The sequence below is a fragment of the Knoellia locipacati genome, assembly GCF_044791685.1.
In the GTDB taxonomy this organism is placed as follows: Bacteria; Actinomycetota; Actinomycetes; order Actinomycetales; family Dermatophilaceae; genus Knoellia; species Knoellia locipacati_A.
Map to the genome: position 1 here is coordinate 88,720 of NZ_CP087730.1, position 26,097 is coordinate 114,816.

Annotated in this window: 24 protein-coding genes; 5 read left to right on the forward strand and 19 right to left on the reverse strand. The window is 71.6% G+C overall.

The window, feature by feature from the left end:
* Nucleotides 1-8: 8 nt before the first annotated feature.
* From LL946_RS00375 to LL946_RS00390, 4 genes are read right to left on the reverse strand one after another with little or no spacing between them, the layout of a single operon-like run.
* Nucleotides 9-662, reverse strand: coding sequence for a histidine phosphatase family protein (locus tag LL946_RS00375; RefSeq protein WP_404383637.1), 654 nt, complete (start codon nucleotides 660-662; stop codon nucleotides 9-11).
* Between the two features lie 23 nt (nucleotides 663-685).
* Nucleotides 686-1,066, reverse strand: coding sequence for a ribosome silencing factor (gene rsfS / locus LL946_RS00380; RefSeq protein WP_404383638.1), 381 nt, complete (start codon nucleotides 1,064-1,066; stop codon nucleotides 686-688).
* Entirely contained in the window at nucleotides 1,053-1,676 is a 624-nt protein-coding gene (nadD, locus tag LL946_RS00385) for a nicotinate-nucleotide adenylyltransferase (RefSeq protein ID WP_404383640.1), read from the reverse strand. The genes rsfS and nadD overlap by 14 nt, the downstream gene beginning before the upstream one ends.
* Before the next feature lie 29 nt (nucleotides 1,677-1,705).
* A complete protein-coding gene (locus LL946_RS00390; protein ID WP_404383642.1) occupies nucleotides 1,706-1,945 on the reverse strand; it encodes a hypothetical protein in 240 nt (79 codons plus the stop codon).
* 528 nt (nucleotides 1,946-2,473) lie between these two features.
* Here LL946_RS00390 and LL946_RS00395 point away from each other — a divergent pair.
* Both LL946_RS00395 and LL946_RS00400 read left to right on the forward strand, forming a co-directional pair.
* A complete protein-coding gene (locus tag LL946_RS00395) occupies nucleotides 2,474-3,427 on the forward strand; it encodes a glycosyltransferase family 2 protein (RefSeq protein ID WP_404383644.1) in 954 nt (317 codons plus the stop codon).
* Nucleotides 3,424-3,936, forward strand: a complete 513-nt coding sequence (locus tag LL946_RS00400) for a hypothetical protein (RefSeq protein ID WP_404383646.1) — start codon at nucleotides 3,424-3,426, stop codon at nucleotides 3,934-3,936. The genes LL946_RS00395 and LL946_RS00400 overlap by 4 nt, the downstream gene beginning before the upstream one ends.
* A 30-nt stretch (nucleotides 3,937-3,966) precedes the next feature.
* Here the strand turns inward: LL946_RS00400 and LL946_RS00405 are convergent, their stop codons facing one another.
* Complete coding sequence (locus tag LL946_RS00405; protein ID WP_404383648.1) at nucleotides 3,967-5,259, reverse strand: glutamate-5-semialdehyde dehydrogenase; 1,293 nt, start codon at nucleotides 5,257-5,259, stop codon at nucleotides 3,967-3,969.
* A gap of 70 nt (nucleotides 5,260-5,329) precedes the next feature.
* Here LL946_RS00405 and pdxY point away from each other — a divergent pair, with 70 nt between their 5' ends.
* Nucleotides 5,330-6,193, forward strand: a complete 864-nt coding sequence (gene pdxY / locus LL946_RS00410) for a pyridoxal kinase PdxY (protein ID WP_404386757.1) — start codon at nucleotides 5,330-5,332, stop codon at nucleotides 6,191-6,193.
* 3 nt (nucleotides 6,194-6,196) lie between these two features.
* Here pdxY and proB read toward each other — a convergent pair whose 3' ends face one another.
* The 6 genes from proB to LL946_RS00440 all read right to left on the reverse strand — a co-directional run bounded on the left by proB (nucleotide 6,197) and on the right by LL946_RS00440 (nucleotide 13,954).
* The gene (gene proB / locus LL946_RS00415) at nucleotides 6,197-7,324 is read right to left on the reverse strand and encodes a glutamate 5-kinase (protein WP_404383650.1); all 1,128 of its coding nucleotides are present in this window, start codon (nucleotides 7,322-7,324) and stop codon (nucleotides 6,197-6,199) included.
* A 9-nt stretch (nucleotides 7,325-7,333) separates the two neighbouring features.
* Nucleotides 7,334-8,866, reverse strand: coding sequence for a GTPase ObgE (gene obgE / locus LL946_RS00420; protein ID WP_404383652.1), 1,533 nt, complete (start codon nucleotides 8,864-8,866; stop codon nucleotides 7,334-7,336).
* Nucleotides 8,867-9,130: 264 nt separating this feature from the next.
* The gene (gene rpmA / locus LL946_RS00425) at nucleotides 9,131-9,400 is read right to left on the reverse strand and encodes a 50S ribosomal protein L27 (protein WP_404383654.1); all 270 of its coding nucleotides are present in this window, start codon (nucleotides 9,398-9,400) and stop codon (nucleotides 9,131-9,133) included.
* Nucleotides 9,401-9,433: 33 nt separating this feature from the next.
* The gene (gene rplU / locus LL946_RS00430) at nucleotides 9,434-9,739 is read right to left on the reverse strand and encodes a 50S ribosomal protein L21 (RefSeq protein ID WP_404383656.1); all 306 of its coding nucleotides are present in this window, start codon (nucleotides 9,737-9,739) and stop codon (nucleotides 9,434-9,436) included.
* 102 nt (nucleotides 9,740-9,841) lie between these two features.
* Nucleotides 9,842-13,027: an Rne/Rng family ribonuclease gene (locus LL946_RS00435; RefSeq protein WP_404383658.1), complete on the reverse strand. Its 3,186-nt coding sequence runs from the start codon at nucleotides 13,025-13,027 to the stop codon at nucleotides 9,842-9,844.
* A gap of 177 nt (nucleotides 13,028-13,204) precedes the next feature.
* Nucleotides 13,205-13,954 (reverse strand): TIGR03936 family radical SAM-associated protein, encoded by a 750-nt coding sequence (locus tag LL946_RS00440; RefSeq protein ID WP_404383660.1) that lies wholly within the window; start codon nucleotides 13,952-13,954, stop codon nucleotides 13,205-13,207.
* Between the two features lie 298 nt (nucleotides 13,955-14,252).
* On the opposite strand from LL946_RS00440, the gene LL946_RS00445 reads away from it, so the two are divergent.
* On the forward strand, nucleotides 14,253-15,263 hold the full coding sequence (locus LL946_RS00445; protein ID WP_404383662.1) for a TerC family protein: 1,011 nt from the start codon (nucleotides 14,253-14,255) through the stop codon (nucleotides 15,261-15,263).
* Between the two features lie 127 nt (nucleotides 15,264-15,390).
* On the opposite strand, the gene LL946_RS00450 is transcribed toward LL946_RS00445, so the two are convergent.
* From LL946_RS00450 to LL946_RS00460, 3 genes are all read right to left on the reverse strand, one after another.
* Nucleotides 15,391-16,587 carry an endonuclease/exonuclease/phosphatase family protein gene (locus LL946_RS00450; RefSeq protein ID WP_404383664.1) on the reverse strand — a complete coding sequence of 399 codons (1,197 nt, stop codon included), beginning with the start codon at nucleotides 16,585-16,587 and terminating at the stop codon, nucleotides 15,391-15,393.
* 332 nt (nucleotides 16,588-16,919) lie between these two features.
* On the reverse strand, nucleotides 16,920-17,381 hold the full coding sequence (locus LL946_RS00455) for a VOC family protein (RefSeq protein ID WP_404383666.1): 462 nt from the start codon (nucleotides 17,379-17,381) through the stop codon (nucleotides 16,920-16,922).
* A 161-nt stretch (nucleotides 17,382-17,542) separates the two neighbouring features.
* Nucleotides 17,543-19,531, reverse strand: coding sequence for a TIGR03960 family B12-binding radical SAM protein (locus tag LL946_RS00460; protein ID WP_404383668.1), 1,989 nt, complete (start codon nucleotides 19,529-19,531; stop codon nucleotides 17,543-17,545).
* Nucleotides 19,532-19,610: 79 nt separating this feature from the next.
* Here LL946_RS00460 and LL946_RS00465 point away from each other — a divergent pair, with 79 nt between their 5' ends.
* The gene (locus LL946_RS00465) at nucleotides 19,611-20,210 is read left to right on the forward strand and encodes a protein-L-isoaspartate O-methyltransferase (protein WP_404383670.1); all 600 of its coding nucleotides are present in this window, start codon (nucleotides 19,611-19,613) and stop codon (nucleotides 20,208-20,210) included.
* Between the two features lie 96 nt (nucleotides 20,211-20,306).
* Here LL946_RS00465 and LL946_RS00470 read toward each other — a convergent pair whose 3' ends face one another.
* The 5 genes from LL946_RS00470 to rbfA form a co-directional block, all read right to left on the reverse strand.
* Nucleotides 20,307-22,187 (reverse strand): AMP-dependent synthetase/ligase, encoded by a 1,881-nt coding sequence (locus LL946_RS00470; RefSeq protein WP_404383672.1) that lies wholly within the window; start codon nucleotides 22,185-22,187, stop codon nucleotides 20,307-20,309.
* Between the two features lie 106 nt (nucleotides 22,188-22,293).
* The gene (rodA, locus tag LL946_RS00475) at nucleotides 22,294-23,430 is read right to left on the reverse strand and encodes a rod shape-determining protein RodA (protein ID WP_404383674.1); all 1,137 of its coding nucleotides are present in this window, start codon (nucleotides 23,428-23,430) and stop codon (nucleotides 22,294-22,296) included.
* On the reverse strand, nucleotides 23,394-24,356 hold the full coding sequence (locus tag LL946_RS00480; protein WP_404383676.1) for a bifunctional riboflavin kinase/FAD synthetase: 963 nt from the start codon (nucleotides 24,354-24,356) through the stop codon (nucleotides 23,394-23,396). Before LL946_RS00480 ends, rodA begins: the two co-directional genes overlap by 37 nt.
* A gap of 10 nt (nucleotides 24,357-24,366) precedes the next feature.
* Nucleotides 24,367-25,281, reverse strand: coding sequence for a tRNA pseudouridine(55) synthase TruB (gene truB, locus LL946_RS00485; RefSeq protein WP_404383678.1), 915 nt, complete (start codon nucleotides 25,279-25,281; stop codon nucleotides 24,367-24,369).
* Entirely contained in the window at nucleotides 25,278-25,832 is a 555-nt protein-coding gene (rbfA, locus tag LL946_RS00490) for a 30S ribosome-binding factor RbfA (RefSeq protein WP_404383680.1), read from the reverse strand. Before rbfA ends, truB begins: the two co-directional genes overlap by 4 nt.
* Nucleotides 25,833-26,097: the final 265 nt, after the last annotated feature.

Sequence of the window (26,097 nt, forward strand, 5' to 3'; positions counted from 1 at the left end):
AATCGGCCTCAGGCCACGCCGTCGTCACGCGTCGAAGCCGTTGCCGCCGAATGGTTCCACGTCTGGATCCGCCACCCCGCGCGGCCCTCGACGAGCTCGGCCCAGTGACAGTTGCCCAGGCCTGCGAGCGCGAGCCACGACGTGCGCTGGTCGATGCCGACCAGATCGGCGGCGAGCGCCCGTCCCGCCACTCCGTGTGTCGCGATGACCGCGCACTCCCCCGGCGCGAGCTCCTCGAGCAGCGCGTCGACGCCAGCGCGACACCGCTGCGCGACGTCCGCCACGGACTCGCCGTGGCCGCCGCGCTTGAAGTCGTCGCCCCGCAGCAGCTTGTCCATGTCCTCGGGATAGCTCGCGCGGACCTCGGCGCCGGTGAGTCCCTGCCAGGCTCCGGCGTGGATCTCACGGAACCGCTCGTCGGTCGAGAGGGGTATGCCGTCCACGCGCGCCACGGTCTCGCCCGTCACCGCTGCGCGGGACAGGTCGGAGGCGACGACGCGCACGGGCGCGAACTCGGCCAGCGCCCGGGCGGCGGCCTCGGCCTGGGCAACCCCCCGCTCGGACAGCGGGGAGTCGAGCTGGCCCTGCCAGACCCCGGCGGCGTTGTGCGTGGTCTCGCCGTGCCGGAGCACGATGAGACGACGCGGCGAGTCGCCCCTCATGACGCGTTCGTTGGGACCCGGCTTCACCGGCCGCCCTGCTCGGTGCCGACGGCGCCGAGGTCGATCTCGGGGCAGTCCTTCCAGAGGCGCTCGAGCTCGTAGAACTCGCGCTCCTCGTCGTGCTGGACGTGGACGACGATGTCGCCGAAGTCGATGAGCACCCAGCGGCCGTCGCGCTGCCCCTCGCGGCGCACGGGCTTGGCTCCGAGCTCGCGCAGGGAGTCCTCGACCTCGTCGACGATGGCGCCGACCTGACGCTCGGTCTCGGCCGAGGCGATGACGAAGACGTCGGTGATCGCGAGCTGCTCGCTCACGTCGATGCCGACGATGGTGGTGGCGAGCTTCTCGGCGGCCGCGTGGGCGGCTGCGCGAGCGAGCTCGAGGGAACGGTCAGTGGCTGGCACGGGACTCCTCGTCCGCTTCGGAGGGTGCGCCGGACGGCGCACCCGGCCCACCGGCATACAGGTGGTGTTTGTTGATGTACTGGACGACGCCATCCGGCACGAGGTACCAGACCGGCTCGCCGTCGGCGACGCGGTCACGACAGTCTGTCGAGCTGATCGCCATGGCCGGCACCTCCTGGAGGGTGACGCGGTCCTGCGGCAGGCCCGACTCCGAGAGCTCGTAGCCCGGCCGGGTCACGCCGATGAAGTGGGCGAGCTGCCAGAGCTCGTCGACGTCCTTCCACGACAGGATCTGCGCGAGGGCGTCGGCGCCGGTGATGAAGAACAGCTCGTCGTCCGGGTGCTGCGCCCGCAGGTCGCGCAGCGTGTCGATCGTGTAGGTCGGACCCTCGCGGTCGACGTCGACGCGGCTCACGAGGAAGTGCGGGTTCGAGGCGGTCGCGACCACCGTCATGAGGTAGCGGTGCTCGGCCTCGCTGACGACCTTGTCGGCCTTCTGCCACGGCTGCCCGGTCGGGACGAAGATGACCTCGTCGAGATCGAAGAGCGACTGGACCTCGGAGGCAGCGACGAGGTGTCCGTGATGGATCGGGTCGAACGTCCCGCCCATCACGCCGAGACGGCGCCGCGACGATGCCGTCAGTGCTCGCCCTGTTGGTCGTGCATCGTGCCGCCGTGCGCGTGGGCCAGCTCGGTCGAGTGGTGGTCGTTGCGCTCGTCGAGCGGCGTGTGGCGCTGCGCCGTGCCACGGAAGGCCCACGTCACGAGCAGCAGGAGGGCGAAGGCGGCGAGCGCCAGGACACCGAAGGCCCAGGGCGGCATGGGCAGGTCGTGGGTGGCGGCTTCCTCGGTGAGGACACGGGCGGCGTGCGACGTCATGACGTGCAGCCTACCGCCCCCGTTGTCCACCGGCCCCGTCCACAGGGCTGTGCACGGGAGCGTGGCGAAAGCCCGTAGCCTGTGGACGACACGCGCGGGACCTCCCACTCACCGACAAACTCGCGGATCGTCTTGCGCCACAGCCGGGTTCGGGGCTAGACAAGTCCTCACGAACAACCGCTCGGGCTTCGCGGCCAGAACGGAAGTCGGGTCGAAGGAGAACGGCTGTGCCGCCGAACCCGCACATTGGGGAAGGATGGGGGTCTCACCCCCAGTCGCGAGCGACATCGCGGGGCGCAGCCGCGGCCGACGGCCAGAGTCGAAGTTCGTCCCGGTCCTGCCGGGACGACGCCACTGTCGCGTGGCCCCCTCGGCGGGCTCGCCCCGCCGGGAACGACCGGCTCAGATGACGGGCTAGCCCCACGCTGAAGGCCCCCGACCTCATACGTCGGGGGCCTTCGGTGGTCCCGGTGGCGAGTTCGCGGTGTCCGGGCTCTGCGCGCGAGGCCGCCCCTTACGCTGAACCCCATGCCCGCGCCCTCTCCCTCCGTCACGCTGAGCATCGTCATCCCGATGTTCAACGAGGAGGCCGTTCTGCCCCTGCTCGTCGAACGGCTCCGTCCCCTCGCGGACCGGCTCGAAACGGTCTACGAGGTCGTCGCCGTCGACGACGGGAGCAGCGACGCGACCCCGGTCGTCCTCGAGCGCCTGCGGCGGGAGTGGCCCGAGCTGCGGATCGTGCGGCTGCGCGCCAACGCCGGTCACCAGGCGGCCATCTCGGCCGGGCTCCGGCGGGCGCGCGGCGACTACGTCGTCACCCTCGACGCGGACCTCCAGGACCCGCCGGAGGTCATCTCGGAGATGCTGCGGATCGCCCGGGAGGACCACGTCGACGTCGTCTACGGCGTGCGCGAGGACCGGTCGACCGACACCGCGTTCAAGCGCTGGAGCGCCCGGCTCTTCTACCGGACCATCCGGCGTCTCGGCGCCATCGACGCCCCGGTTGACGCCGGTGACTTCCGGCTCATGTCGCGCGCCACCGTCGACGCGATCAACTCGCTGCCGGAGCACAACCGGGTGCTGCGGTTCGTCGTGCCCGGGCTCGGTTTCCCGTCGGGGTCGGTGGGCTACACCCGCGAGGTGCGCGCGGCCGGCACCTCCAAGTACCCGCTCGCCAAGATGATCCGGCTCTCGCTCGACTCGGTCACGGGGTTCTCGCACGCTCCGCTGCGCTTCGCGACGTGGCTCGGCCTCCTCGGCGGCCTGGCCGCGCTCGGCGTCCTCGTGTATGCCGTCGTCGCGCGGCTCATCGGGCACGCCCTGCCCGGTTGGACCTCGACCGTCGTCATCGTCTCGGCGGTCGGCGCCGTGCAGCTGCTCGCGCTCGGCATCCTCGGCGAGTACGTCGGCCGCATGTATGCCGTGATGCAGGCTCGGCCCACCTACTTCATCGCCCACGACTCGCTGGACGCCGAGCGGTGAACCGCCGGCTGCTCGGCGTCGTGGTGGCCCTGGCCGTCGCCGTGCTCGGCTTCGGCGGCTGGGTCTCGCTCCGCGACGACGAGACGCCCTCGAAGGCCCCCACCGGCACCCCCGGAGGGGCGCTCACGTTCGTCCTGCCGCCGACCTGGCAGACCCTGGCGTGTGGGACCGACGAGGGTGACTGCGTCCGCGTGGCGACGCCGGGCATGATCGAGGCGCACGCCGCGACCGTCTCGTTCCTGCCACCCAACCCCGTCGAGGGCACGCCGGTGGACACGCTCATCAACCCCGACGTCACCGTCCCGGGGAGCACGCGCATCACCGTCGACGGGCTCCCCGCCACCCGGCTGGACCCCGACCGTGCCGGCCAGGACGCCATCCTCGTGGCCGGTCGAGCCCGCACCGAGGTGGGTTACGCGTTCATGGTGCTCTGCCCCGTCGGAGGCGACGCCGAGCGCGCCCGCGGCCTCTGCGAGCAGATCCTCAGCACCCTCAGGGTGACGCGCTAGCGCCGGCTTCGCGGCCCCACGGTCACGCGCTCACCTGATCTGGCCGTCGCCCTCGACGATCCACTTCGTCGTCGTCAGCTCGGGCAGGGCCATGGGTCCGCGGGCGTGGAGCTTCTGGGTGGAGATGCCGATCTCGGCACCGAACCCGAACTCGCCGCCGTCGGTGAAGCGCGTCGAGGCGTTGACCATGACCGCGGCCGCGTCGACCTCCGTGGTGAAGCGGCGGGCGGCGGCTCGGTCCTCGGTGACGATCGCCTCGGTGTGACCGCTGGAGTGGGCCCGCACGTGCTCGAGTGCCGCGTCGAGGTCCGGGACGACGCCGACCGCCATCTCGAGGGCGAGGTACTCGGTGTCCCAGTCCTCGTCCGTCGCCGCGACATGGGGTATGCCGGCCGCCTCCGCGGCGCGACCGGCCGCAGCATCCGTGTGGAGGACGACCCCGGCGCCGGAGAGCTCGGCGAGGACCTTGGGCAGGAACTCCTCGGCGAGTGACGCGTGGACGAGGAGCGTCTCGGCGGCGTTGCACACGCTCGGGCGGTGGGTCTTGGCGTTGACGGTGATCGCCAGCGCCTTGTCGAGGTCTGCCGCGGCATCGACGTAGACGTGGCAGTTGCCCACGCCCGTCTCGATGACCGGAACGGTCGACTCAGTGACGACGGTCTGGATGAGCCCCGCTCCCCCACGCGGGATGATGAGGTCGACCTGGCCGCGGGCGGTGAGCAGGGCGCGCACGGCGTCACGACCGCCCTCGAGCAGGCCGATGGCGTCGGGCGGGAGGCCCTGCGCCTCGAGGGCCGAACGCATCACGGAGACGAGCGTGCGGTTGGTCGACGCGGCTGCGGATCCGCCACGCAGGATGACCGCGTTGCCGGACTTGAGACCCAGCCCGGCCGCGTCCACGGTGACGTTGGGACGGGCCTCGTAGACCATGCCGACGACGCCCATGGGCACCCGCACCTGACGGATCTGGAGACCGTTGGCGAGCGTCGAGCCCCGCACGACCTCGCCGACGGGGTCGGGCAGGGCGGCGATGTCGCGCAGCGCCGTCGCCACCGCCGCCACCCGCTCGGGGGTGAGGGTGAGCCGGTCGACGAGCCCGTCGGCCATGCCTGCCGCCCGGCCTCGCTCGATGTCCTCCGCGTTCGCGGCGACGACGTCGGCCGTGGCGGCATCGAGCGCGTCGGCCATGGCACGCAGCGCCTCGTCCTTGGCGGCGCGACTGAGCAGGACCAGCCGGCGCGACGCCTCGCGCGCCCTGGCTGCGAGGTCCGAGACCCGGGCGATGTCGGCCGGGTCGAGGTCGGTGAGGGTGGTGGCGGCCATGGTGACAAGCGTAGGTCTCGGTGGGCGGACGGCATACGGGCATCTCAGCGCCCTCGGCGGAGGTGGGAGGATGGCGGGCGTGACGACGATCCTCTCCATCCAGTCCTCGGTCGCCTACGGCCACGTCGGCAACAGCGCCGCGGTGTTCCCGCTGCAGCGTCTTGGTGTCGAGGTCTGGCCGGTCCACACGGTGCACTTCAGCAACCACACGGGCTACGGCGCGTGGCGCGGTCCGCTGCTGCCGGCCGACGACGTCCGCGAGGTCATCACCGGTATCGAGGAGCGCGGGGCGATGCCGGCCATCGACGCGGTGCTCTCGGGCTACCAGGGCGGCGAGGAGATCGGCGACGTCATCCTCGACGCCGTCGCGCGCGTCAAGGCCGCCAACCCCGACGCGATCTACGCCTGCGACCCGGTCATGGGCAACGCCAAGTCCGGCTGCTTCGTCCACCCGGCGATCCCGGTGCTCCTGCGAGAGCGGGTCGTGCCGCAGGCCGACCTCATCACGCCCAACCAGTTCGAGCTTGGCTACCTCACCGAGACCGAGCCCGAGAGCCTCGAGGACACCCTGGCCTCGGTCGAGGCCGCTCGCGCGATGGGCCCCTCGACCGTCCTCGTGACCTCGGTGCTCCGGCCCGACCGTCCGGAGGGCACCATCGAGATGCTCGCCGTCCACGGCGACGGCGCGTGGATCGTCCAGACCCCGCAGCTGCCGATGAAGGCCAACGGCTCCGGCGACGTCACCGCAGCGCTCTTCACGGCGCACCTGCTCGAGTCCGGCGACGCCGGGGTCGCGCTCGGGCGCACGGTGTCGAGCGTGTTCGACCTGCTCAAGCGCACCTTCGACTCGGGCGAGCGCGAGCTCCAGCTCGTGCAGTCGCAGCAGGAGATCGCCGAGCCGCGGATGCAGTTCGAGGTCAGCCGGCTCCGCTGAGGCTCAGAGCAGGACGAGGTCGTCGCGGTGGATGACCTCGCGCTCGTAGGCCGCGCCGAGGTCACGCGCCAGGTCGTGGGTCGAGCGGCCGAGCATCGGCGGCAGCTCGCCGGAGCTGTAGTTGACCAGCCCGCGGGCGACGGCGCGGCCGTCGGGCGCGCAGACGTCGACGGGGTCGCCCCCGACGAACGTGCCCCGGACCTCGACGATCCCGGCAGGCAGGAGCGAGGTGCGGCGCTTGGTGAGCGCGGTGACCGCGCCCTCGTCGACCATGAGGCGTCCCCGCGGCGTCGTCGCGTGGGCGATCCACAGCTGGCGTGACGCACGCGAGCGGGACTGCGGCGCGAAGACCGTGCCGACGTCCTCACCGGCGAGCGCGTGCCCCGCGTCCGCGAGCCGCGACAGCACGGTCGGTATGCCGGCCGCCCCCGCGATGCCTGCCGACTCGACCTTGGTGGCCATCCCCCCGCTGCCGACCGACGAGCCCGTGCCGCCGATCTCGACGTCGGCCAGGTCCTCGGGGTGGAGCACCGCCGAGATCCTCGACGAGCCGGGACGCAACGGAGGCCCGTCGTAGAGCGCGTCGACGTCGGTGAGGAGCACGAGGGCATCGGCGCCGACGAGGTGCGAGACCAGGGCGGCGAGCCGGTCGTTGTCCCCGAACCGGATCTCGTGGGTCGCCACCGTGTCGTTCTCGTTGACGACCGGGACGATGCCGAGGTCGAGGAGGCGGGTGAGGGTGCGGCGGGCGTTGGTGTAGTGGGTGCGGCGGGTGACGTCGTCGGCGGTGAGGAGCACCTGACCGACGGTGAGGTGGTGGCGGGCGAAGGCCCGGGCGTAGGCCGCGACGAGAGCGCCCTGACCCACGGACGCCGCGGCCTGCTGGGTGGCGAGGTCACGCGGGCGGGCGGTCAGGCCGAGCGGCCCGAGGCCCGCGGCGATGGCGCCCGACGAGACGAGGACGACCTCTCCCCCACGCGACCGCACGGTAGCGAGGTGGTCGACGAGCGCGACGAGGCGGGCCTCGTCGATGGCGCCGCCGCCGGGTCCGGTGAGCGAGGACGAGCCGACCTTGACCACGACGCGGCGCGCGCCGCCGATCGCAGCACGCAGCACCGCCTCAGTGCCCACCGGTGGCCCTCACTCGTCGTCGTCGTCGCGGACCGTGGACCAGTGACCGGCCTTGCGCTCGGCAGCCAGGGTCTCGCGGGCAGCCGTCTGGGCGTCCTTGCGACCGTGGAACTCCTCGCGCTTCTCGCCGCGGGTCTTGCGGTCGGACTCGCCGAGCCGCAGGTCGGTGCCGCGGGGGCCGGTGAGCAGCTCGGCACCGGCAGCCATGGTGGGCTCCCAGTCGAAGATCACGGCGTTCTCCTCGGGGCCGATGACGACCGTGGACCCGGCCACCGCACCGGCCTTGTAGAGCTGCTCCTCGACACCGAGACGGTTGAGCCGGTCGGCGAGGTAGCCGACGGCCTCGTCGTTGGAGAAGTCGGTCTGGCGGATCCAGCGCGTGGGCCGGTCGCCGAGGACACGGAAGATCTCGCCGTCGGGGGTGTTCTCGCGGCGCACGGTGAAGCCCGCGTCGTCGACGGCCTTGGGCCGGACGATCGCGCGCGGACGCTCGACGATCTGGGCCTCGAGCTCGGCGCGCGCCTCGGCCACGTGCTTGGCGAGCGAGAAGGTCAGCTCCTTGAGACCGATGTGGGCGACGGCACTGACGATGTGGACCTCGAGCCCACGCTCTTCGAGGTCGGGCCTGACCATCTCGGCGAGGTCGCGGGCGTCGGGCACGTCGGCCTTGTTGAGCACGACGATGCGGGTGCGCTCGGACAGCGGCCGGCCACCGAGGCTGTTGTCGGGGACGTAGGCCGCGAGCTCGGCCTCGATGACGTCGAGGTCGGTCATCGGGTCACGGCCCGGCTCGAGGGTCGCGCAGTCGACGACGTGGACGAGGACCGAGCACCGCTCCACGTGGCGGAGGAACTCGAGCCCGAGGCCCTTGCCCTCGCTCGCGCCGGGGATGAGGCCGGGGACGTCGGCGATCGTGTAGCGCTCGCTGCCGGCCGTGACGACGCCGAGGTTGGGCACGAGGGTCGTGAACGGGTAGTCGGCGATCTTGGGCTTGGCCGCGCTGAGCACCGAGACGAGCGAGGACTTGCCGGCGCTCGGGAAGCCGATGAGGGCGACGTCGGCGAGCGACTTGAGCTCGAGGACGATGTCGAGGGCGTCACCGGGCTCGCCGAGCAGGGCGAAGCCGGGGGCCTTGCGCCGGGCCGAGGCGAGCGCCTTGTTGCCGAGCCCGCCGCGACCGCCCTGGGCGACGACGTAGACGGCGTCGTGGCCGACGAGGTCGGCGAGGATGTCGCCCGCAGCGTTCTTGACGACCGTCCCCTCGGGCACGGGCAGGACGAGGTCGGCGCCGTCGCCACCGTTGCGCTCGTCGCCGGCACCGGGCTTGCCGTTGGTCGCACGCCGGTGGGGGGTGTGGTGGTAGTCGAGCAGCGTCGTCGACTGCGGGTCGACCGCGAGGACGACCGAGCCGCCCTTGCCGCCGTTGCCACCGTCGGGACCGCCGAGGGGCTTGAACTTCTCGCGCTTGACCGAGGCCACGCCGTGCCCACCGTCACCGGCCGCGACGTGCAGGACGACGCGGTCCACGAAGTTGACGGCCATGGGTGATTGCCTCTTTCGACGTTGAGGGTGGTGGGTGAAGTCTACGGGCGAGCGACTCCACCGGATGTGTCCGGCAAGTCGGGGGTGGGCCACCCGGAGCTGCGGACGCAAGCGGGGGTGAGCGGACGGCATACGCGACGTCCGGCAGGTCGCCGGTGGGGCACCCAGAGCTGCGGACGCAAGCACTCGCGGGTGGAACGCAAAGCGCCCGTATGCCGTGCTGATGAGCACGAGGCATCGGGCGCCTTGGTGTCGAGCGTCAGGTCACTCCGCAGGAGCGGTCTCCGCGGGGACGATGTTGACGACCTTGCGGCGGCGCTTGGTGCCGAACTCGACGTTGCCCGCGACGAGCGCGAACAGCGTGTCGTCGCCACCGCGGCCGACACCCTCACCGGGGTGGAAGTGCGTGCCGCGCTGACGGACGAGGATCTCGCCCGCGTTGACGAGCTGGCCGCCGAAGCGCTTCACGCCAAGTCGCTGGGAGTTGCTGTCGCGACCGTTACGGGTCGAGGACGCACCCTTCTTGTGTGCCATGTCTGCCTACCTTCGTGAGTCTTGGACGGTCGCTCAGGCGTCGATCGAGGTGATCTTGACCTGGGTCAGCGGCTGGCGGTGGCCCTGACGCTTGCGGTAGCCGGTCTTGTTCTTGTACTTCATGATCGTGATCTTGGGGCCCTTGGCAGCCTTGACGACCTCAGCCTTCACGGACACCTTGGCCAGCTTGTCGACGTCGGAGGTGACGGTCGAGCCGTCGACGACGAGAAGCGGGATCAGGTCGATGCTGTCGCCGGCCTGGCCGACCTTGTCGATCAGGAGGACGTCTCCGACGGAGACCTTCTCCTGCCGACCGCCTGCGCGAACAATCGCGTACACGTTGGACTCACTTTCGGTTTCAGGATGCGCGCCTTGGATGACCGGCTGATAGCTACCCCGTGACACAGGACATCGGCTCGGTGGGCGCACCGACTGACGAGTTTAGCGGTCGGCCTCCGCCTGCTCCAAATCCGCGGTGGCGGAGCCGGAGGCGTCGGTCGTCGGGCTCGCGGCGGCGGCCTCGGGGGCCGGGGACTCCGCGTCGGCGCCACGCGGCGGACCGGCGGGAGCGACGACCCGACCACGCTTGCGACGCGGCCGAACGACGGGCTCGTCGATCGGTGCCGGCTGGGCGACGGCCTGGACGGGCTCGTGGTCGGCCTCGGTGTCCGGGGTCCCGACCTCGGCGATGACCGCGGGGGCGCGCTCGGCACCGCCCCTCTGTCGTGCCGGCTCGCCACGGTCGGCCGGGTCAGCGTCCACTGGGGCGTGGACCGGCTCGGCGTCCGTCACGGCATCGTCCGCTGCGAGCACGTCCGCCCGGGTCCCGGACGACTCCCCCGGCACGGCCACGGGCTCGGGCGCCTCGTGCGCGTCGGTGACCGCCTCGGGTGTCGACGACCCGGTCGTGACGTCCTCGGTCTCGCCGTCGAGCGCGGCCACGTCGTCGTCGGCGTGCTCACCCGACATCGACTTGATCGCGGCGGCGTGCGCCGCGGCGGCGATCTGCGCAGCGGTCGGACCCGACGGGGCGGCAGTCGGCTCGGGTGCGCTCTCGCGGGGACCGGTGTCGCCCTTGCCGCGTCGGCCGCGGCCGCGGCTGGAGGCGCCGGCCTTGTCGCCACCGCCGCTGCCACCACCGTGACCGTTGCCGTGGGAGTGGCCCTGGTCGCCGGCCTGACCGGAACGGTCGACGGGCTCTGCCTGGACGATGACCCCGCGGCCCGCGCAGTGCTCGCACGGCTCGGAGAAGACCTCGATGAGACCCGATCCGACGCGCTTGCGGGTCATCTGGACGAGGCCGAGGGAGGTGACCTCGGCGACCTGGTGCTTGGTGCGGTCGCGGCCGAGGCACTCGAGGAGGCGACGGACGACGAGGTCGCGGTTGGACTCCAGCACCATGTCGATGAAGTCGATGACGATGATGCCGCCGATGTCGCGCAGCCGGAGCTGGCGGACGATCTCCTCGGCGGCCTCGATGTTGTTCTTGGTGACCGTCTCCTCGAGGTTGCCACCGGAGCCGACGAACTTGCCCGTGTTGACGTCGACGACGGTCATCGCCTCGGTGCGGTCGATGACGAGCGATCCGCCCGAGGGCAGCCAGACCTTGCGGTCCATGGCCTTGGCGATCTGCTCGTCGACCCGGTAGTGGGCGAAGAGGTCGTTCTCGGAGGTCCAGTGGGTGAGGCGCTTGGCCAGGTCGGGCGCGACGTCCTCGACGTAGCCGCTCACCTCGGACCATGCCTGGTCGCCGGAGACGACGAGCTCGCTGAAGTCCTCGGTGAAGACGTCACGGATGACCCGGACGGTGAGGTCTGCCTCGCCGTGCAGCAGGACGGGGGCGCCGCCGTTGCTGGCCTTCTTGGACGCCGCGGCCTTGGCCTTCTTCTGGATGTTGTCCCAGGCCTTGGTGAGGCGCTCGACGTCGGCGCGCAGCTCCTCCTCGGAGGCGCCCTCGGCCGCGGTGCGCACGATGACGCCCGCCGAGTCCGGCACGACCTCCTTGAGGATGGCCTTGAGGCGGGCCCGCTCGGTGTCGGGGAGCTTGCGCGAGATCCCCGTCATCGAGCCCTCGGGCACGTAGACGAGGTAGCGGCCGGGCAGCGAGATCTGGCTCGTGAGCCGGGCACCCTTGTGCCCGATCGGGTCCTTGGTCACCTGGACGAGGACGGTGTCGCCCGAACCCATCGCGTTCTCGATGCGCTTGGCCTGGTTCTGCTCCAGCCCCGCGGCGTCCCAGTTGACCTCACCGGCGTAGAGGACGGCGTTGCGTCCCTTGCCGATGTCGACGAAGGCGGCCTCCATCGAGGGCAGGACGTTCTGGACCCGGCCGAGGTAGACGTTGCCGGCCATCGAGGCGTTGGACTCGCGCGAGACGTAGTGCTCGACGAGGACACCGTCCTCGAGGACGCCGATCTGGGTCTTGTCGCCCTTGCCGCGCACGGCCATGACGCGCTCGACCGACTCGCGCCGGGCCAGGAACTCGGCCTCGGTGATGATCGTGCGACGGCGGCCGGCCTCGCGTCCCTCGCGGCGGCGCTGCTTCTTGGCTTCGAGACGGGTCGACCCCTTGACGGCGGTCGGCTCGTCGCGCTCCTTGCGGGGCTCGCGGACCTTGGTGACGGTGCCGGGCGGGTCGTCGCTGTCACCGGAGGCACCGGAGCGGCGGCGACGACGACGGCGTCGGCTCGTGCCGCCCTCGTCGGTGTCGGAGTCGGCGGAGCCGTCCTCGGGACCGGTGTCACCGCTGCCGGAGGCGTCCTCGGACGCGGCCTCCTCCTGGGGCTCGGTCTGCTCGGCCTTGTCGCTGGAGCCGCGGCCCCGGCGTCCACGACCACCGCGGCGACGGCGACGGCCGCCGTCCTGCGGCTCATCGGTCGCCTCGTCCCGCTCGTCCCGCTCCTCGCGCTCCTCGCGCTCGTCGCGCACCTCGGCAGGAGCCGCGGCGCCCTCGGTGCTCACGGACTCGGAGGCCTCGGCGGCACGGGCCGGCTCGGGGGCGGGCTCCGGGGTGGCGGGGCGCTCGGCGGGAGCCTGTGCGGGGGCGGTGGCCCGGCGGCGACGCGGTGCGGCGCTGGCGTCGGGGGCCTGGAAGATCAGGCCGAAGGAGGGCACGACGGCGGGGGCAGCAGCCTCCTCCTCGGTCTCCTCGAGCCCAGTCGCAGCCTCGTCCCCGAGGAGGGCGTCGACGTCCGCCTCGGTGTCGGCCTCGGGCTCGACGGCGGGCGCGGACTCCGGCTCGGCCTCGGGTGCGGGCTCAGCCGCGGCCTTCTTTCTCGAGCGGGTGCTCTTCCTGGCGGGCTTGTCGGGCTTGTCGGCCTTGTCCGCCTGGTCGGTCTTCTCCGCCTGGTCGGTCTTGCCGGCTGCCTTCTTGGCCGGCTTCCTGGCCGCCCTCTTCCTGGGTGCGGGTGCATCGGCGTCGACGCTGTCGGCAGCGACCTCGGTGGTCGACCCGGAGTCCTCGGGCCCGGCCAGCGTCTGGGTCACGACGGGAGCCGCGGCCTTCTTGGTGGCCCGGCGGCGCTTGGGAGCTGCCTTCGCGGCGGCGGGAGCGTCCTGCGTGACCGTGACGTCGAGCGTCTGGTCGCCGCCATCGGTCGGGGTGGTGGGTTCGTCATGGGTAGCCATGTGGGTGGCCCTTCTGGCTCCACGTAGCCGTCAGCCACACCGTCTGGGCCAGAAACCCGGACCTGCCGGCCCCGTGGGGCTCGGAGTAGCGATCGTGTGCGGGTGAGTGCCCGACACGGAAGTCGTGTGCTGTCCCTGGGCAGTTCGCGCGGCGTGTGAACTCCGCTGCGGCACCGATCAGGAACCGACGGCGTCCTTGTCGGCGGCCAGTGGATCAGCCACCCCGGCAGCTGCGGTGAGCAGCGGGCCCTGGGCCAGTCGTGTCACCAGAGGTGGCAACGGCGGCTCGGGCTCGGAGACTGCATGCAGTGCGGTCAGGATGTCATCGGGGCGAACGGACGGTGTGGTGTGCCGAACGACCATCTGCAGTATCGCACACGACGGGTCGCCGCTCTCGGTGACGACCATCGACACGACGGCCGACCGGACGTCGAACGTCTTGGGCCCGGTCTTGAAGGTGCGGGTCACCTCGGCGACGGTCGTCCCGAGGAACCGCTCGACGGCATACGAGAGGGTCTCGAGGGTGACCCCACGCATCTCGAGGCGCCAGACGCTGCCCTCGAGACGCTCGGCAAGGCTCCCCGGACCGGCCTGGACGACCTCGAGCACGTCGAGGTCGGGAGGGAGCGCCTCGTCGAGGGCGACGCGCAGTGCCTCGGGGTCGACGCGCTCGGTCACCGAGATCTCGAAGTACTCGGCCTCGGAGGCGGTCCCCGTCGGCGCGGCGTTGGCGTAGCTGATCTTCGGGTGCGGGTGGAAGCCGGCGGAGAAGGCCATGGGCACGCCGGCGCGCCGCAGCGCCCGCTCGAGCGCGCGGGCGAAGTCCCGGGTCGAGGAGAACCGCAGCCGTCCGCGCTTGGCGTAGCGGATGCGCAGCTTCTGGACCGCGGGCGGCGGAGGGGGACCTTCGGGAGTGCGACGTGCCATGGTCGCGCCAGCGTATGTCAGCCCGGGACCTCCCCCGTATGCCGTCCGCTCCCCTGCCGCGCGTGATCGTCTTTTCCGCGCGGCGCAGGACGAGCCGCCGACGACGCAGGTCCGGGCGGGGCGCGCGGTGCGGGGTTTTGCCTCGCCCGGGTGCTGTTCCGTACGATGCAGCCACGAGGGGAGTACTTCTCGAGCTCGTGTCGGTCAGTTCGGTCACCCAGACGGTGGCTCCGGCACGACACCAGCGGTCCGCCGCAGGTGAAGGAGACCTCGCGACACCACGTCGTGAGGACCGCTCATGCTCTCTCTCGTCCCTGCCGCCGCGTCGGACGCCGTCGGCACCCCCACCCTCTGGCTGCTGACCATCGGCGCCGTCGTCGGGCTGCTCGTCCTCGACTTCCTCGTCACGAGGCGCCCGCACGAGGTCTCGATGCGCGAGGCCGTGGCCTGGTCGGCGTTCTACGTCGCCATCCCCGTCGCCTTCGGCGTCTGGCTGTGGAACGCCCACGGCAGCCAGACGGGCGTCGAGTACTACACCGGCTACCTCGTCGAGAAGTCGCTGTCGGTCGACAACCTCTTCGTCTTCATGCTGCTGCTCACGGCCTTCGCGGTGCCCAGGGCCTACCAGCAGCGCGTGCTGCTCATCGGCGTCGCCGGTGCGATCGTGCTGCGCGGCATCTTCATCGCGCTGGGCGCACAGCTCATCGCGAGCTTCTCGTGGGCCTTCCTGCTCTTCGGCGCGATCCTGCTCGTCACCGCCGTCAAGGTGCTACGGGACGCGCTCTCACACGCCGACCACGAGGTCGACATCGCGTCGCTGCGCTCGGTCCGCCTCATCCGGCGCTTCTGGCCGGTGACCGACGACTACCGCGGCACCCGGCTGTCGGTGACGGAGGCGGGTCGCCGGATGCTCACCCCGATGGCCCTCGTCGTCGTCGCCATCCTCGGCACCGACATCGTCTTCGCCATCGACTCCGTGCCCGCGGTCTACGGCATCACCGAGGACCCGTACCTCGTCTTCGCGACGAACGCCTTCGCCCTCCTCGGCCTGCGCGCGCTCTACTTCGTGCTCCAGGGGGCGCTCGGCTCGCTGAGGCACCTCGGCCACGGGCTCGCCGCCATCCTCGCGTTCATCGGCGTCAAGCTCGTCCTGCACTGGGCGCACGGCGTCTGGTCCTGGGTGCCGGAGGTCCCGACCCTGTTCTCGCTCGGCGTCATCCTCGCGATCCTCGCGACGGCGACGACGACGAGCCTCGTGGCGGCGAGGCGCGAGGAGGAGCGCGAGCGCGCCGGGACGCCCGTCGGCTGAGTGGCGCGGGTATGCCGGCGCACCCGCCCCGCCAGGGGGAGCACTGCCCGCGCTCGGCCCCGAGACGCGCGTATGCCGTGGCACCCGGCGGGTGCCACGGCATACGGAGCGCTGGTGGTCGGGACCCTCAGCGCAGGGTGACGTCGGCCCACACGAGGCGGTGGTCGCTCGTCGGGAACGGGAAGACGCCGGTGAGCCGGAACAGCGGGTCGGCCTGCACCGGCCAGAAGACGCCGGAGTCGGTCACCGTGAAGTGGCGCGAGAGCAGGGTGTAGTCGACGCGGAGGTTGCCCGGGGCGCCGTCGGCGAAGTCCGCGGTGTCGTACTTCGGGTCACCCTCGTGGGTGAGGTTGGCCCCACCCTGGAGACGTGCGGCCTCGGCGGCGCCCTCGGAGCTCGCCTGCGGGTCGACGATGCGGTGGTTGCCGAGCAGCTGGTGGATGGCGCCGTCGTAGGAGTCGCCGTCGAAGGGGTCGGCGTTGTAGTCGCCCAGGATGACGAACGGCTCGCTCGGGTTGAGTCCACCGCTCTCGCCGGCGTCGTCGTAGATGTAGCTGCCCTGGCCCGGCGTGACGTAGTCGGCCCAGAAGCGGATCTCGTCGTGGTTGCGACGTCCGTTGCGGTCCTCGGGTCCGTCGAAGGTCGGCGGGGTCGGGTGCGCGGCGAGGACGTGGACGGTGCGCTTGCCGACGGTGACGGGCACGTCCCAGTGCGACTTGCTCGAGAGCCGGAGGATGTCCTGCTCCTCCGGGGAGTACCAGTCGGTGGGGAGGACGTTGCCGGGCATGTCCTTCCAGAGGAAGTGCTGGAACGTCCGGACGGAGTCGGTCTCGATCGGGTACTTCGAGAGCACGACCATGCCGTACTGGCCCGGGAAGAGCCCGAACCCGAACGCGTCGTCGCCGCCACCAACCCGGCCGTCGTTGTTGAGGTCGAAGCCGCTCGGGACGCCGGTGTTCGACGGCGCGACGAAGGAGTAGGGGTAGGCCACCGGACTCGCGCCGTTCTGCGGGCGCTCGAGGTAGTTGTCGCGGAACAGGTCGACCGCTTGGCCGGCCGCGACGTAGTCGAACTCGTTGAGCAGGATGACGTCCGGGTCGGTGCGCTGGATGACCTCGGCGACGGCCTTGGCCTGCGCGTTGTCGGGCGTCGACAGGTCGCTGACCAGCTGGCCCTCGACGTTGCGGTTGAGCGAGAGGTTGTAGGTCGCGACCCGCAGGTCCTCACGCTTGTCGGGCTGCGCGGAGGCGCTGGAGGCGGCGGCCAGCGGTGAGAGGGAGAGCACGGCGGCTGCGCCGATCATGACGGCTCGGGCGACGTTCATGGGCAGGGTCCTTCGTCGAGGTTTCGGGGGTGCCTTCAACCTAGTCACGGTGGGCGCCGTAGAGCGGTTCCGAAGGTGAAGGACTCGTGAACCCGTATGCCGTCCGCCCGCGTCCTGGCTCACTCGCCCGCGCAGGGCGCCCGGGCCGGTCGGGCTCGGCAGGAGCAGGTCGACGGCGACGAGGTTGACGACCAGCGCCACCACTGGGCATGGGGCGTCGCCGCGGCGACGGCCCCCTCGACGGTGACACCGTCGGCCCAGGCCAGCTCGGCCTCACCGGGCCGCTGCCGGTTCGGAATGGGGGCGTCCCCGAGCGGCCCCTGAACGACCCCTCAGTCGAGGCAGAACTCGTTGTCCTCGGGGTCGGCCATGACGATGAACCCGGACTCCATCGGGGGCGCCGGCTCGACCCGACGCAGCCGCCGGGCGCCGAGGGCCAGAAGCCGCTCGCACTCGGCCTCGAGCGCGTCCATGCGTTGATCACCCTCGAGACCGGGCGCGGCCCTGACGTCGAGATGGACCCTGTTCTTGGCGACCTTGTCCTCGGGCACCTGCTGGAAGAAGACGCGCGGGCCGCTGCCATCGGGGTCCTCGATCGCCGAGCGCGAGTTGTGCTGCGCCTCGGGCACACCGATCCGGGTGAGGAAGTCGTCCCAGGCGGCGAGTGGGTCCGCGCCCTCGGGCAGGTCGACGCCGGGCGGGCCCGGGATGACGTAGTCGAGGGCCGCGGCCCAGAACCTCGACTGGGCGCGAGGGTCGTGGGCGTCGAACGTGACCTGGATCGTGCGGCTCATGACTGCCAGCGTGGCACTTCCCGCCGACAGCCCGCATCCTCACCGACGTTGCGTCCGCCATCGTGGGGGTCAGGGCGCCAGGTTGGCGGACGCAGGAGGTTGCTCCGACGTTGCGTCCGCCATGGTGGGGGTCAGGGCGCCACCCTGGCGGACGCACGGAGTCAGGCGTGCGAGTGCTCGGCCATGCCCGCCCGGCCGGCGCCGAGCACGGTGAGCGGCAGCAGCACCTTGCCCGTGGGGCCGATCTCGATCTCGGTGCCCATCTGAGGACACACACCGCAGTCGAAGCACGGCGTCCAGCGGCAGTCGTCGACCTCGGTCTCGTCGATCGCGTCGAGCCAGTCCTGCCAGAGCCACTCCTTGTCGAGGCCGGAGTCGACGACGTCCCACGGCAGGACCTCGGACTCCTCGCGCTCACGCGTGGTGTACCAGTCGACGTCGATCGGCCACTCGCTGGCCGCAAAGGCCTTCTCGGCCGAGGCCATCCACAGGTCGTAGGAGAAGTGCTCGCTCCAGCCGTCGAACCGTCCGCCGTCGCGCCACACCTGCTCGATGACGGCGCCGACGCGGCGGTCGCCGCGCGAGAGCAGTCCCTCGACGATGCCGGGCTTGCCGTCGTGGTATCGGAAGCCGATCGAGGACCCCAGCCGCCGGTCGGAACGGATGGCGTCTCGCAGCTTCGCGAGGCGGGCGTCGGTCTCGTCGGCGGAGAGCTGGCCGACCCACTGGAACGGCGTGTGCGGCTTGGGCACGAACCCACCGATCGAGACGGTGCAGCGGATGTCCTTGCGACCGCTGACCCGGCGGCCGGTCTCGATGACCCGCTTGGCGAGCTCGGCGATCTGCAGGACGTCCTCGTCGGTCTCGGTGGGGAGCCCGCACATGAAGTAGAGCTTGACGTTGCGCCAGCCCGCGCCGTAGGCCGCCGACACCGTGTTGATGAGGTCGTCCTCGGTCACCATCTTGTTGATGACCTTGCGGATCCGCTCACTGCCACCCTCGGGTGCGAAGGTCAGGCCTGAGCGCCGGCCGTTGCGGGTGAGCTCGTTGGCGAGGTCGATGTTGAACGCGTCGACGCGCGTCGAGGGGAGCGAGAGGCCGGTGTTGGTTCCCTCGTAGCGGTCGGCCAGGCCCTTGGTGATGTCGGCGATCTCGGAGTGGTCCGCGCTCGAGAGCGAGAGCAGCCCGACCTCCTCGAAGCCGGTCGCGGCGAGGCCCTTCTCGACCATCTCGCCGATGCCGGTGATGGAGCGCTCGCGGACCGGGCGGGTGATCATGCCGGCCTGGCAGAAACGGCAGCCGCGGGTGCAGCCACGGAAGATCTCGACGGACATGCGCTCGTGCACCGACTCGGCGAGCGGGACGAGCGGCTGCTTCGGGTACGGCCAGGCGTCGAGGTCCATGACCGTGTGCTTCGAGACGCGCCACGGGACACCGTGCTCGGTCGGGGCGATCCGCTGGATCCGCCCGTCGGGGAGGTAGCTGACCGCGTAGAACGCCGGGACGTAGACGCCGCCCGTGCGCCCGAGGCGCAGCAACAGCTCGTGCCGGCCACCCGGCATACCCTCGCTCTTCCAGGTGCGGATGAGGTCGGTGACCATGAGGACGGCCTCCTCGCCGTCACCGATGATCGCGGCGTCGACGAAGTCGGCGATGGTCTCGGGGTTGAAGGCCGCGTGGCCACCCGCGATGACGAGCGTGTCACCGTCGACGCGGTCGCGGGCGTGCAGCGGGATGCCGGCGAGGTCGAGGGCCGTGAGCAGGTTGGTGTAGCCGAGCTCGGTCGAGAACGACACCCCGAGGACGTCGAAGTCGCCCACTGCCCGGTGCGCGTCGACGGTGAACTGCGGGACACCCGCGGAGCGCATGAGCGCCTCCATGTCGGGCCACACGGCATACGTGCGCTCGGCAAGGGCGTCGGGGCACTCGTTGAGGACCTCGTAGAGGATCATCGAGCCTTGGTTGGGGACACCGACCTCGTAGGCGTCGGGGTACATGAGCGCCCAGCGGATCGTGACGTCACCCCCGGCATTCCAGTCCTTGACGGTGGAGTTGAGCTCGCCACCGACGTACTGGATCGGCTTGCTGACCTGCTCGAGCAGCGGCTCGAGCTCAGCGAAGAGTGAGGCGCCGGCGGTACGGGTGTGCATCCGTCAAGGGTACGTTCGCGGCCCCGCTGCCCCCAAAGTCGCGCGTCGCGGCCCGGGGCGTCGGGCGCACAATGGGGTGATGGACGCCGCGCGACGGGTGGCCGAGGCGATGGCCGCGTGGCCGCGCAAGGCGTTCCTGCCACGACGCGAGCGCCGCCACGCCGGACGCGACGGACCGCTGCCCATCGGCCACGGTCAGACGAACTCTCAGCCACGCACGGTCGCCGCCATGCTCGAGCTGCTCGACGTGCGTCCGGGCGACCGGGTGCTCGACGTCGGCGCGGGCTCGGCGTGGACGACGGCCCTGCTGGCCCACCTCACGGGTCCCGCCGGACGGGTCGTCGGCGTCGAGCGGATCCCGGAGATCGCCGCCGTGGGTGCAGCGAACCTCGAGAGCACCGGTATGCCGTGGGCTTCCCTGTCGCTCGCGACGCCGGGGGTGCTGGGCTCGCCAGGTGACGGGCCGTTCGACCGGATCCTCGTCTCGGCCGACGCGGAGACCCTCCCCCGGGCGCTGGTCGAACAGCTCTTGCCGGGTGGGGTCATGGTCATCCCGGTGCGCGGGTGGATGCACCGCGTGGTGCGCGACCCGGGGTTCGACCGGGACGGGGTGGCCGACGGCGACGCCCACGTGGAGATCCACGGCGCCTACCGGTTCGTCCCACTCGTCGAGGACTGACCCCGGACCTCAACGACTGATTGCCCGTAGCGGCGGCTTCCGGCGCGGGCACGCCGGACGTCGCCGCGCCGCTACGGGCAATCAGTCGGGAAGGGGTCAGGCGCCGGCGTAGTGGGCGTCGAGCTCGTCCTTGTAGCGCTCTGCGACGACCTTGCGCTTGAGCTTGAGGCTCGGCGTCAGCGCGCCGCTGTCGACGGTGAGGTCCTGGTCGAGGATCGTGAACTTCTTGATCTGCTCCCAGCGGTTGAGGCCGGCGTTGAGCTCGTCGACGTAGCCCTGGACCATGTCGTGGGCGGCGTCCGAGGTGACGATCTCGGCGTAGGTGCGGTCGCCCATGCCGTTGGAGGCGGCCCAGCCCTGGATGGCGTCGGGGTCGAGCGTCACGAGTGCCGACACGAAGTTGCGGTCGGCGCCGTGGACGACGAACTGGCTGACGAAGGGGCACATGCCCTTGAACTGCGACTCGATGATCGAGGGTGCGACGTACTTGCCGCCCGACGTCTTGAAGAGGTCCTTCTTGCGGTCGGTGATCTTGAGGAAGCCGCGGTCGTCGAGCTCGCCGATGTCGCCCGTGCGGAACCAGCCGTCGGCGTCGAGCACCTCAGCCGTCGCCTCGGGGTTGTTGTGGTAGCCGTCCATGACGCCGTCGCCGCGCAGCAGCACCTCGCCGTCCTGCTCGATCTTGATCTCGGTGCCGGGCAGGGGCCACCCGACGGTGCCGTAGCGGTAGGCCGAGGTGCGGTTGACCGTCGTCGCGGCGCACGACTCGGTGAGGCCGTAGCCCTCACCGACGAGCATGCCCATGGAGTCGAACCAGCGGCCGACGTCCTGGTTGAGCGCGGCCGAGCCGGAGATGAAGAGGCGGACGCGTCCACCGAACCGCCCACGCACCTTGCTGAGCACGAGCTTGTCGGCCAGGGCGTACTTGGTGGCGAGCAGGCCGCTCGGGTCCTTGCCCTCGGCGCGCAGGTCGCTCACCTCGCGCCCGACGCCCTCGGCCCAGCGGAAGAGCTTGAGCTTCACGCCGCCCTCCTCCTCCATCATCATCTGGACCCGGTTGTAGGCCTTCTCGAAGATGCGGGGGGCGGCGCCCATGAAGGTCGGCTTCACGACCGCGAGGTTGTCGACGATCTTGTCGATGCGGCCGTCGATCGCCGTGGCGAACCCGATCTGCAGCGGCAGGGTGAGGAGCAGCTTGCCGAAGACGTGGGCCAGCGGCAGCCAGAGGTACTGGAGGTCGTCGTCGCGCAGGATGCCGATCGAGTCGACCGCAGCCGCCTCGTAGGTCCACGCCCGGTGGAGCAGGCGCACGCCCTTGGGGCGCCCGGTGGTGCCCGAGGTGTAGATGATCGTCGCGAGCCGGTCGGGGGTGAGGGCGTCGATCCGCTCGTCGATGAGGCCGGGGGTGCGCTCGAGCCCGGACCGGCCGAGGGCGGCCAGCGCGTCGAGGCTGATGACCCAGTCGTCCTCGCCCGAGGCGGCCTCGGCGTCGAAGGTCACGACCTTGGACACCCCGGGGACCGCGCCGGCGATGCGGCGCAGCTTGGCGACCTGCTCGGCGTCCTCGGCGAAGACGACCTTGCTCTGGGAGTCGGCGAGGATGAAGGCGACGTCGTCGTCGATCGTCGTCGGGTAGATCGTCGTGGTGACACCACCGGCGACCATGACGGCGAGGTCGGCCAGGGCCCACTCGTAGCGGGTGGCCGAGGCGAGCGCCACCCGGTCCTCCGGGCCGACGCCCAGGGCGACGAGTCCCGCGGCGATCGCGTCGACGGTCGCCTTGACCTCGGCCCACGTGACGGTGAGCCACTCGTCACCGCTGTCGGAGACCTTGGCGTACTGGAAGGCCGGCGAGTCGGGCGTCTTCTCGACGCGCTGACGGAAGAGGTGGCCGACGCTGGCCGCCCTCTCCTCGATCAGGCGGTGGTCGACGGCCTCGTCGGCCGGGCTGTGGGTCTGCGGGGTCGCTGAAGGCATCGGGTGTCCTCGTCATTGGGGAGCTCGTGGCGCGAATGCTGCCACAGCAGAGGTGCCAACGGGCCCCCTCGGGCCAAAAGTGACCCACCGGTAATGAAGGCGCAGGCTAGACACGGTCGCGGTGCGCCGCGGCATACGCCGCGTTGACGACACCGACGGCGAGCCACGAGGCGAACATCGAGGATCCGCCGTAGGACACGAAGGGCAGCGGAAGCCCCGTGACAGGCATGACGCCGAGGTTCATGCCGACGTTCTGGAAGACCTGGAACGCCAGCCAGGTCCCCACGCCGACACCGACGAACCGGCCGAAGGCGTCGCCCGACCGACCGGCCACGACGAAGATCCGGACGACGATGAAGGCGAGCAGGACGAGCAGGCCGGCAGCGCCGACGAACCCGAGCTCCTCCCCCGCCACCGAAAAGATGAAGTCGTTGAGCTGGTAGGGCACGAACCCGCCCTGCGTCTGCCGTCCCTCCATGAAACCCTGCCCGGTCCACCCGCCGGAGCCGATCGCCAGCCGCACCTGGCGGGTCTGGTAGCCGATGCCCTGAGGGTCGGCGCTGGGGTCGGCGAAGGCGAGCAGCCGGTCGCGCTGGTAGTCGCTGAGCAGCGGGGTCGTCAGTGCGGCGACGACGAGCCCGACCGCGGCCACTCCGATGCCGACGACCCACCGCCTCGGGGCGCCGGCGACGGCGATGACGACGAAGGCCAGCGCGCCCAGGACGACCGCCGAGCCGAGGTCCGGCTGGAGCATGATCAGGGCGACCGGCACGAGGGCGAGCAGCCAGCCGAGCGCGACGTCGCGGTTGCTCGGCGCCACCCGCCGCTCCCACCGGTCGGCGAGGACGAACGCGAGCACGAGGGCCAGCCCCAGCTTGGCGAACTCCGACGGCTGGACCGTGAACCCCGCGACGACCGGGATCCACGAGCGCGAGCCGTTGATCGTCACCCCGAGCGGGGTGAGCACGGCGACGAGGCCGACGAGCGAGATGCCGTAGAGCCACGGCGTGGCCAGCCGCAGCCCGTGGTGGCCGAGCCGGGCGACGCCGAACGCGAGCGCGATCCCGATCGCGGTGTTGAGGAGGTGGCGGACGAGGTATGCCGTCCCGGCCAGCTCGTGCGTCGCGGACCACACGAGCAGCGCACCCACGAGCGAGGTGCCCGCGGCCCCGACGAGGAGGCCGAGGTCCTGCCGGAGCCAGCGGCTCAGGAGTGGACGATCTGGGTGAGCACCGTGCGGCACTGCTCGACGTCCTTGGCCATCGCGACGAGGAGGTCGTCGATGCTCTCGAAGCGCAGGGTCGGGCGGATGTGCTCGACGAACTCGACCATGACGCGCTCGTCGTAGAGGTCGAGGTCGTCGCGGTCGAGGACGTAGGCCTCGACGGTGCGCCGGTCCTCGGTGTCGAAGGTCGGGTTGGTGCCGATGGAGATCGCCGCGGGCATGGTGCGGTCCGGCTCGCCGGGCTCGAGGCCGAGCCTGGTCAGCCAGCCGGCGTAGACGCCCTCGGCGGGCACGAGCCCCAGCGAGTCCGACGAGAGGTTGGCGGTCGGGTAGCCGAGCTCACGACCACGGTGGTGGCCGTGGACGACGGTGCCGACGACCCGGTGCGGCCGACCGAGCGTGCGGGCCGCCGCGGCGACGTCGCCCTCGCCGAGGTGCTGGCGCACCGAGCTCGAGGACCACCGGTGCCCGTCACCGACGTCCTCGAGGGCGATCACGTCGAAGCCGTGGACCGCACCGAGCTCGCGCAGCGTCTCGACGTCGCCGGAGTTGCGGTAGCCGAACTTCGTGTCGACGCCGACGACGACCGCCTTGGCGCCGAGCCCGTCGACGAAGGTGCTCTTGACGAACTCCTCGGGCGACTGCTGGGCGAACTCCCTGGTGAAGGCGAGGACGAGCAGCCCGTCGATGCCGGTCGTCTCGAGGAGATCGTCGCGCAGCGAACCGGGCGAGATGAGCTCGGGCGCACGCTCGGGGTGGAGCACGGCCAGAGGATGCGGGTCGAAGGTGACGGCGACGGCAGGGAGGCCGAGCTCGTGCCCGGTCTCGACGAGCTGGGTGAGCACCGCCTTGTGGCCGCGGTGGACGCCGTCGAAGTTGCCGAGGGTGACGACGCAGGGTCGCAGGTCGTCGGGCGTCGCCGCGGGGTCGGAGAACCGGTGCACGGTGGACACTCTACGAACTCGCCGGGGCGAAGACGACGTGGCTCCGGGCTGTGGTGGCGCTCTCGTCGAGCATCGCCACCAGCGAGCCGTCCGGGCCGAACGCGGCCACCGGCTCGGTGCGCCCCGGCTCGGCGGATGGCAGCCGCTGCCCGTAGCCGATCGTGCGAGCCTCGTCGGCGGTGAGCTCGCGCGCCGGGAAGCCGGCCCGGGCCGCGTCGGCGAGGGGGATGACGGGCATCGGCTCGCCCTGGAGCGCCTCGAGGTCGGCCAGAGGGTGTGCCGTGTCGAGACCGAAGCCACCGACGCGGGTGCGCCGCAGGGCGGTGAGGTGGCCGGCCGACCCGAGGGCGCCGCCCAGGTCCCGGGCCAGGGCCCGGACGTAGGTGCCCGAGGACACCGTCACGGTGACGTCGAGGTCGATGACGGCGACGTCGCCGACGGTGAGCCTGCGCAGGTCGTGGACGACGAACTGCGACACCGTGACCGGCCGCGCGGGCAGGTCGACTGCCTCCCCCGCGCGGGCCCGGTGGTAGGAGCGCTCACCCTTGACCTTGATGGCGCTCACCGAGCTCGGCACCTGCTCGATCTCACCGGTGAGGGTGGCGACCGCAGCGGCGACCTCGGCGTCGGTGACGGCCGAGACGCCGGGGGCGCTCGTCACCTCACCCTCGGCGTCGTCGGTGAGCGTGCCCTGCCCGAGCCGGATCGTGGCGTCGTAGTCCTTGTCGCAGCCGACGAGGAAGGTCAGGAGCTTCGTGGCCCGCCCGACGCCGAGCACGAGGACTCCCGTGGCCATCGGGTCGAGCGTGCCGGCGTGCCCGACCTTGCGGGTGTTGCAGAGCCGGCGGGCGCGGGCGACGACGTCGTGGCTCGTCCAGTCGGACGGCTTGTCGACGACGAGGAGTCCGTCGACGGTCGCGCTCACGCGCGGTCGGTGTCGTCGTCGTTGTCCGCGTCCACGACCTCGGTGGCGTCGGTGCCCGTGGCGTCGGTGCTCGCGGTGTCGGTGGCCGTGGCGTCTGTGCCCGCGGACTCGCCGTCAGCGTCAGCGTCGTCGTCGTCGTCGCGGCGGTAGGGATCGGCGTCGCCGGCGTAGGTCGCGCCGGTCGCGGCGGCGGCGACCTGGGCGTCGCGCTCACGGGCCTCCTGCAGCAGGACCTCGAGGTGGGCTGCGGTCTCCGGGATGGCGTCGGCGATGAACTCGAGCGACGGGGTGAGCCGGATGCCGAGGTTGCGGCCCACGTGGCTGCGGAGCTTGCCCTTGTTGGCGGTGAGCAGGTAGGCCGTCTTGGCGCGCTGGTCCTCGTCACCGAAGACGGTGTAGAACACCGACGCGTGCTGGAGGTCGTTGGTCACCCGCACGTCGGTGATCGTCACGAAGCCCAGGTCCGGGTCCTTGACGATCGGGTCGAGCCCTGCGGCGATGAGGGTCTTGATGCGGTCGGCGACCTTGCGGGCGCGTGCGGCGTCAGCCACGACAACTCCTTCTCAGATGTTTGGTGGTGCCCGCACACACTATGCGCCCGGCGAGGGTGCGAGCGGCAGGGCTCGGATCGTCGAGATCCGGCCCTGTGTCGAGGCGGGCAGCTCTGGGCCGCACGTCGCCGGATCTCGACGCGAGGCGTGCGCGCGGTGGGGCGGAGGGAGGACGTGACCGGCCGGCATACCGAGTGTCGGTATGCCGGCCGGTCACGTCAGGCGAGGGGCCTCGGGACTCAGGCCCTGGGCTTCGCCCACGCAG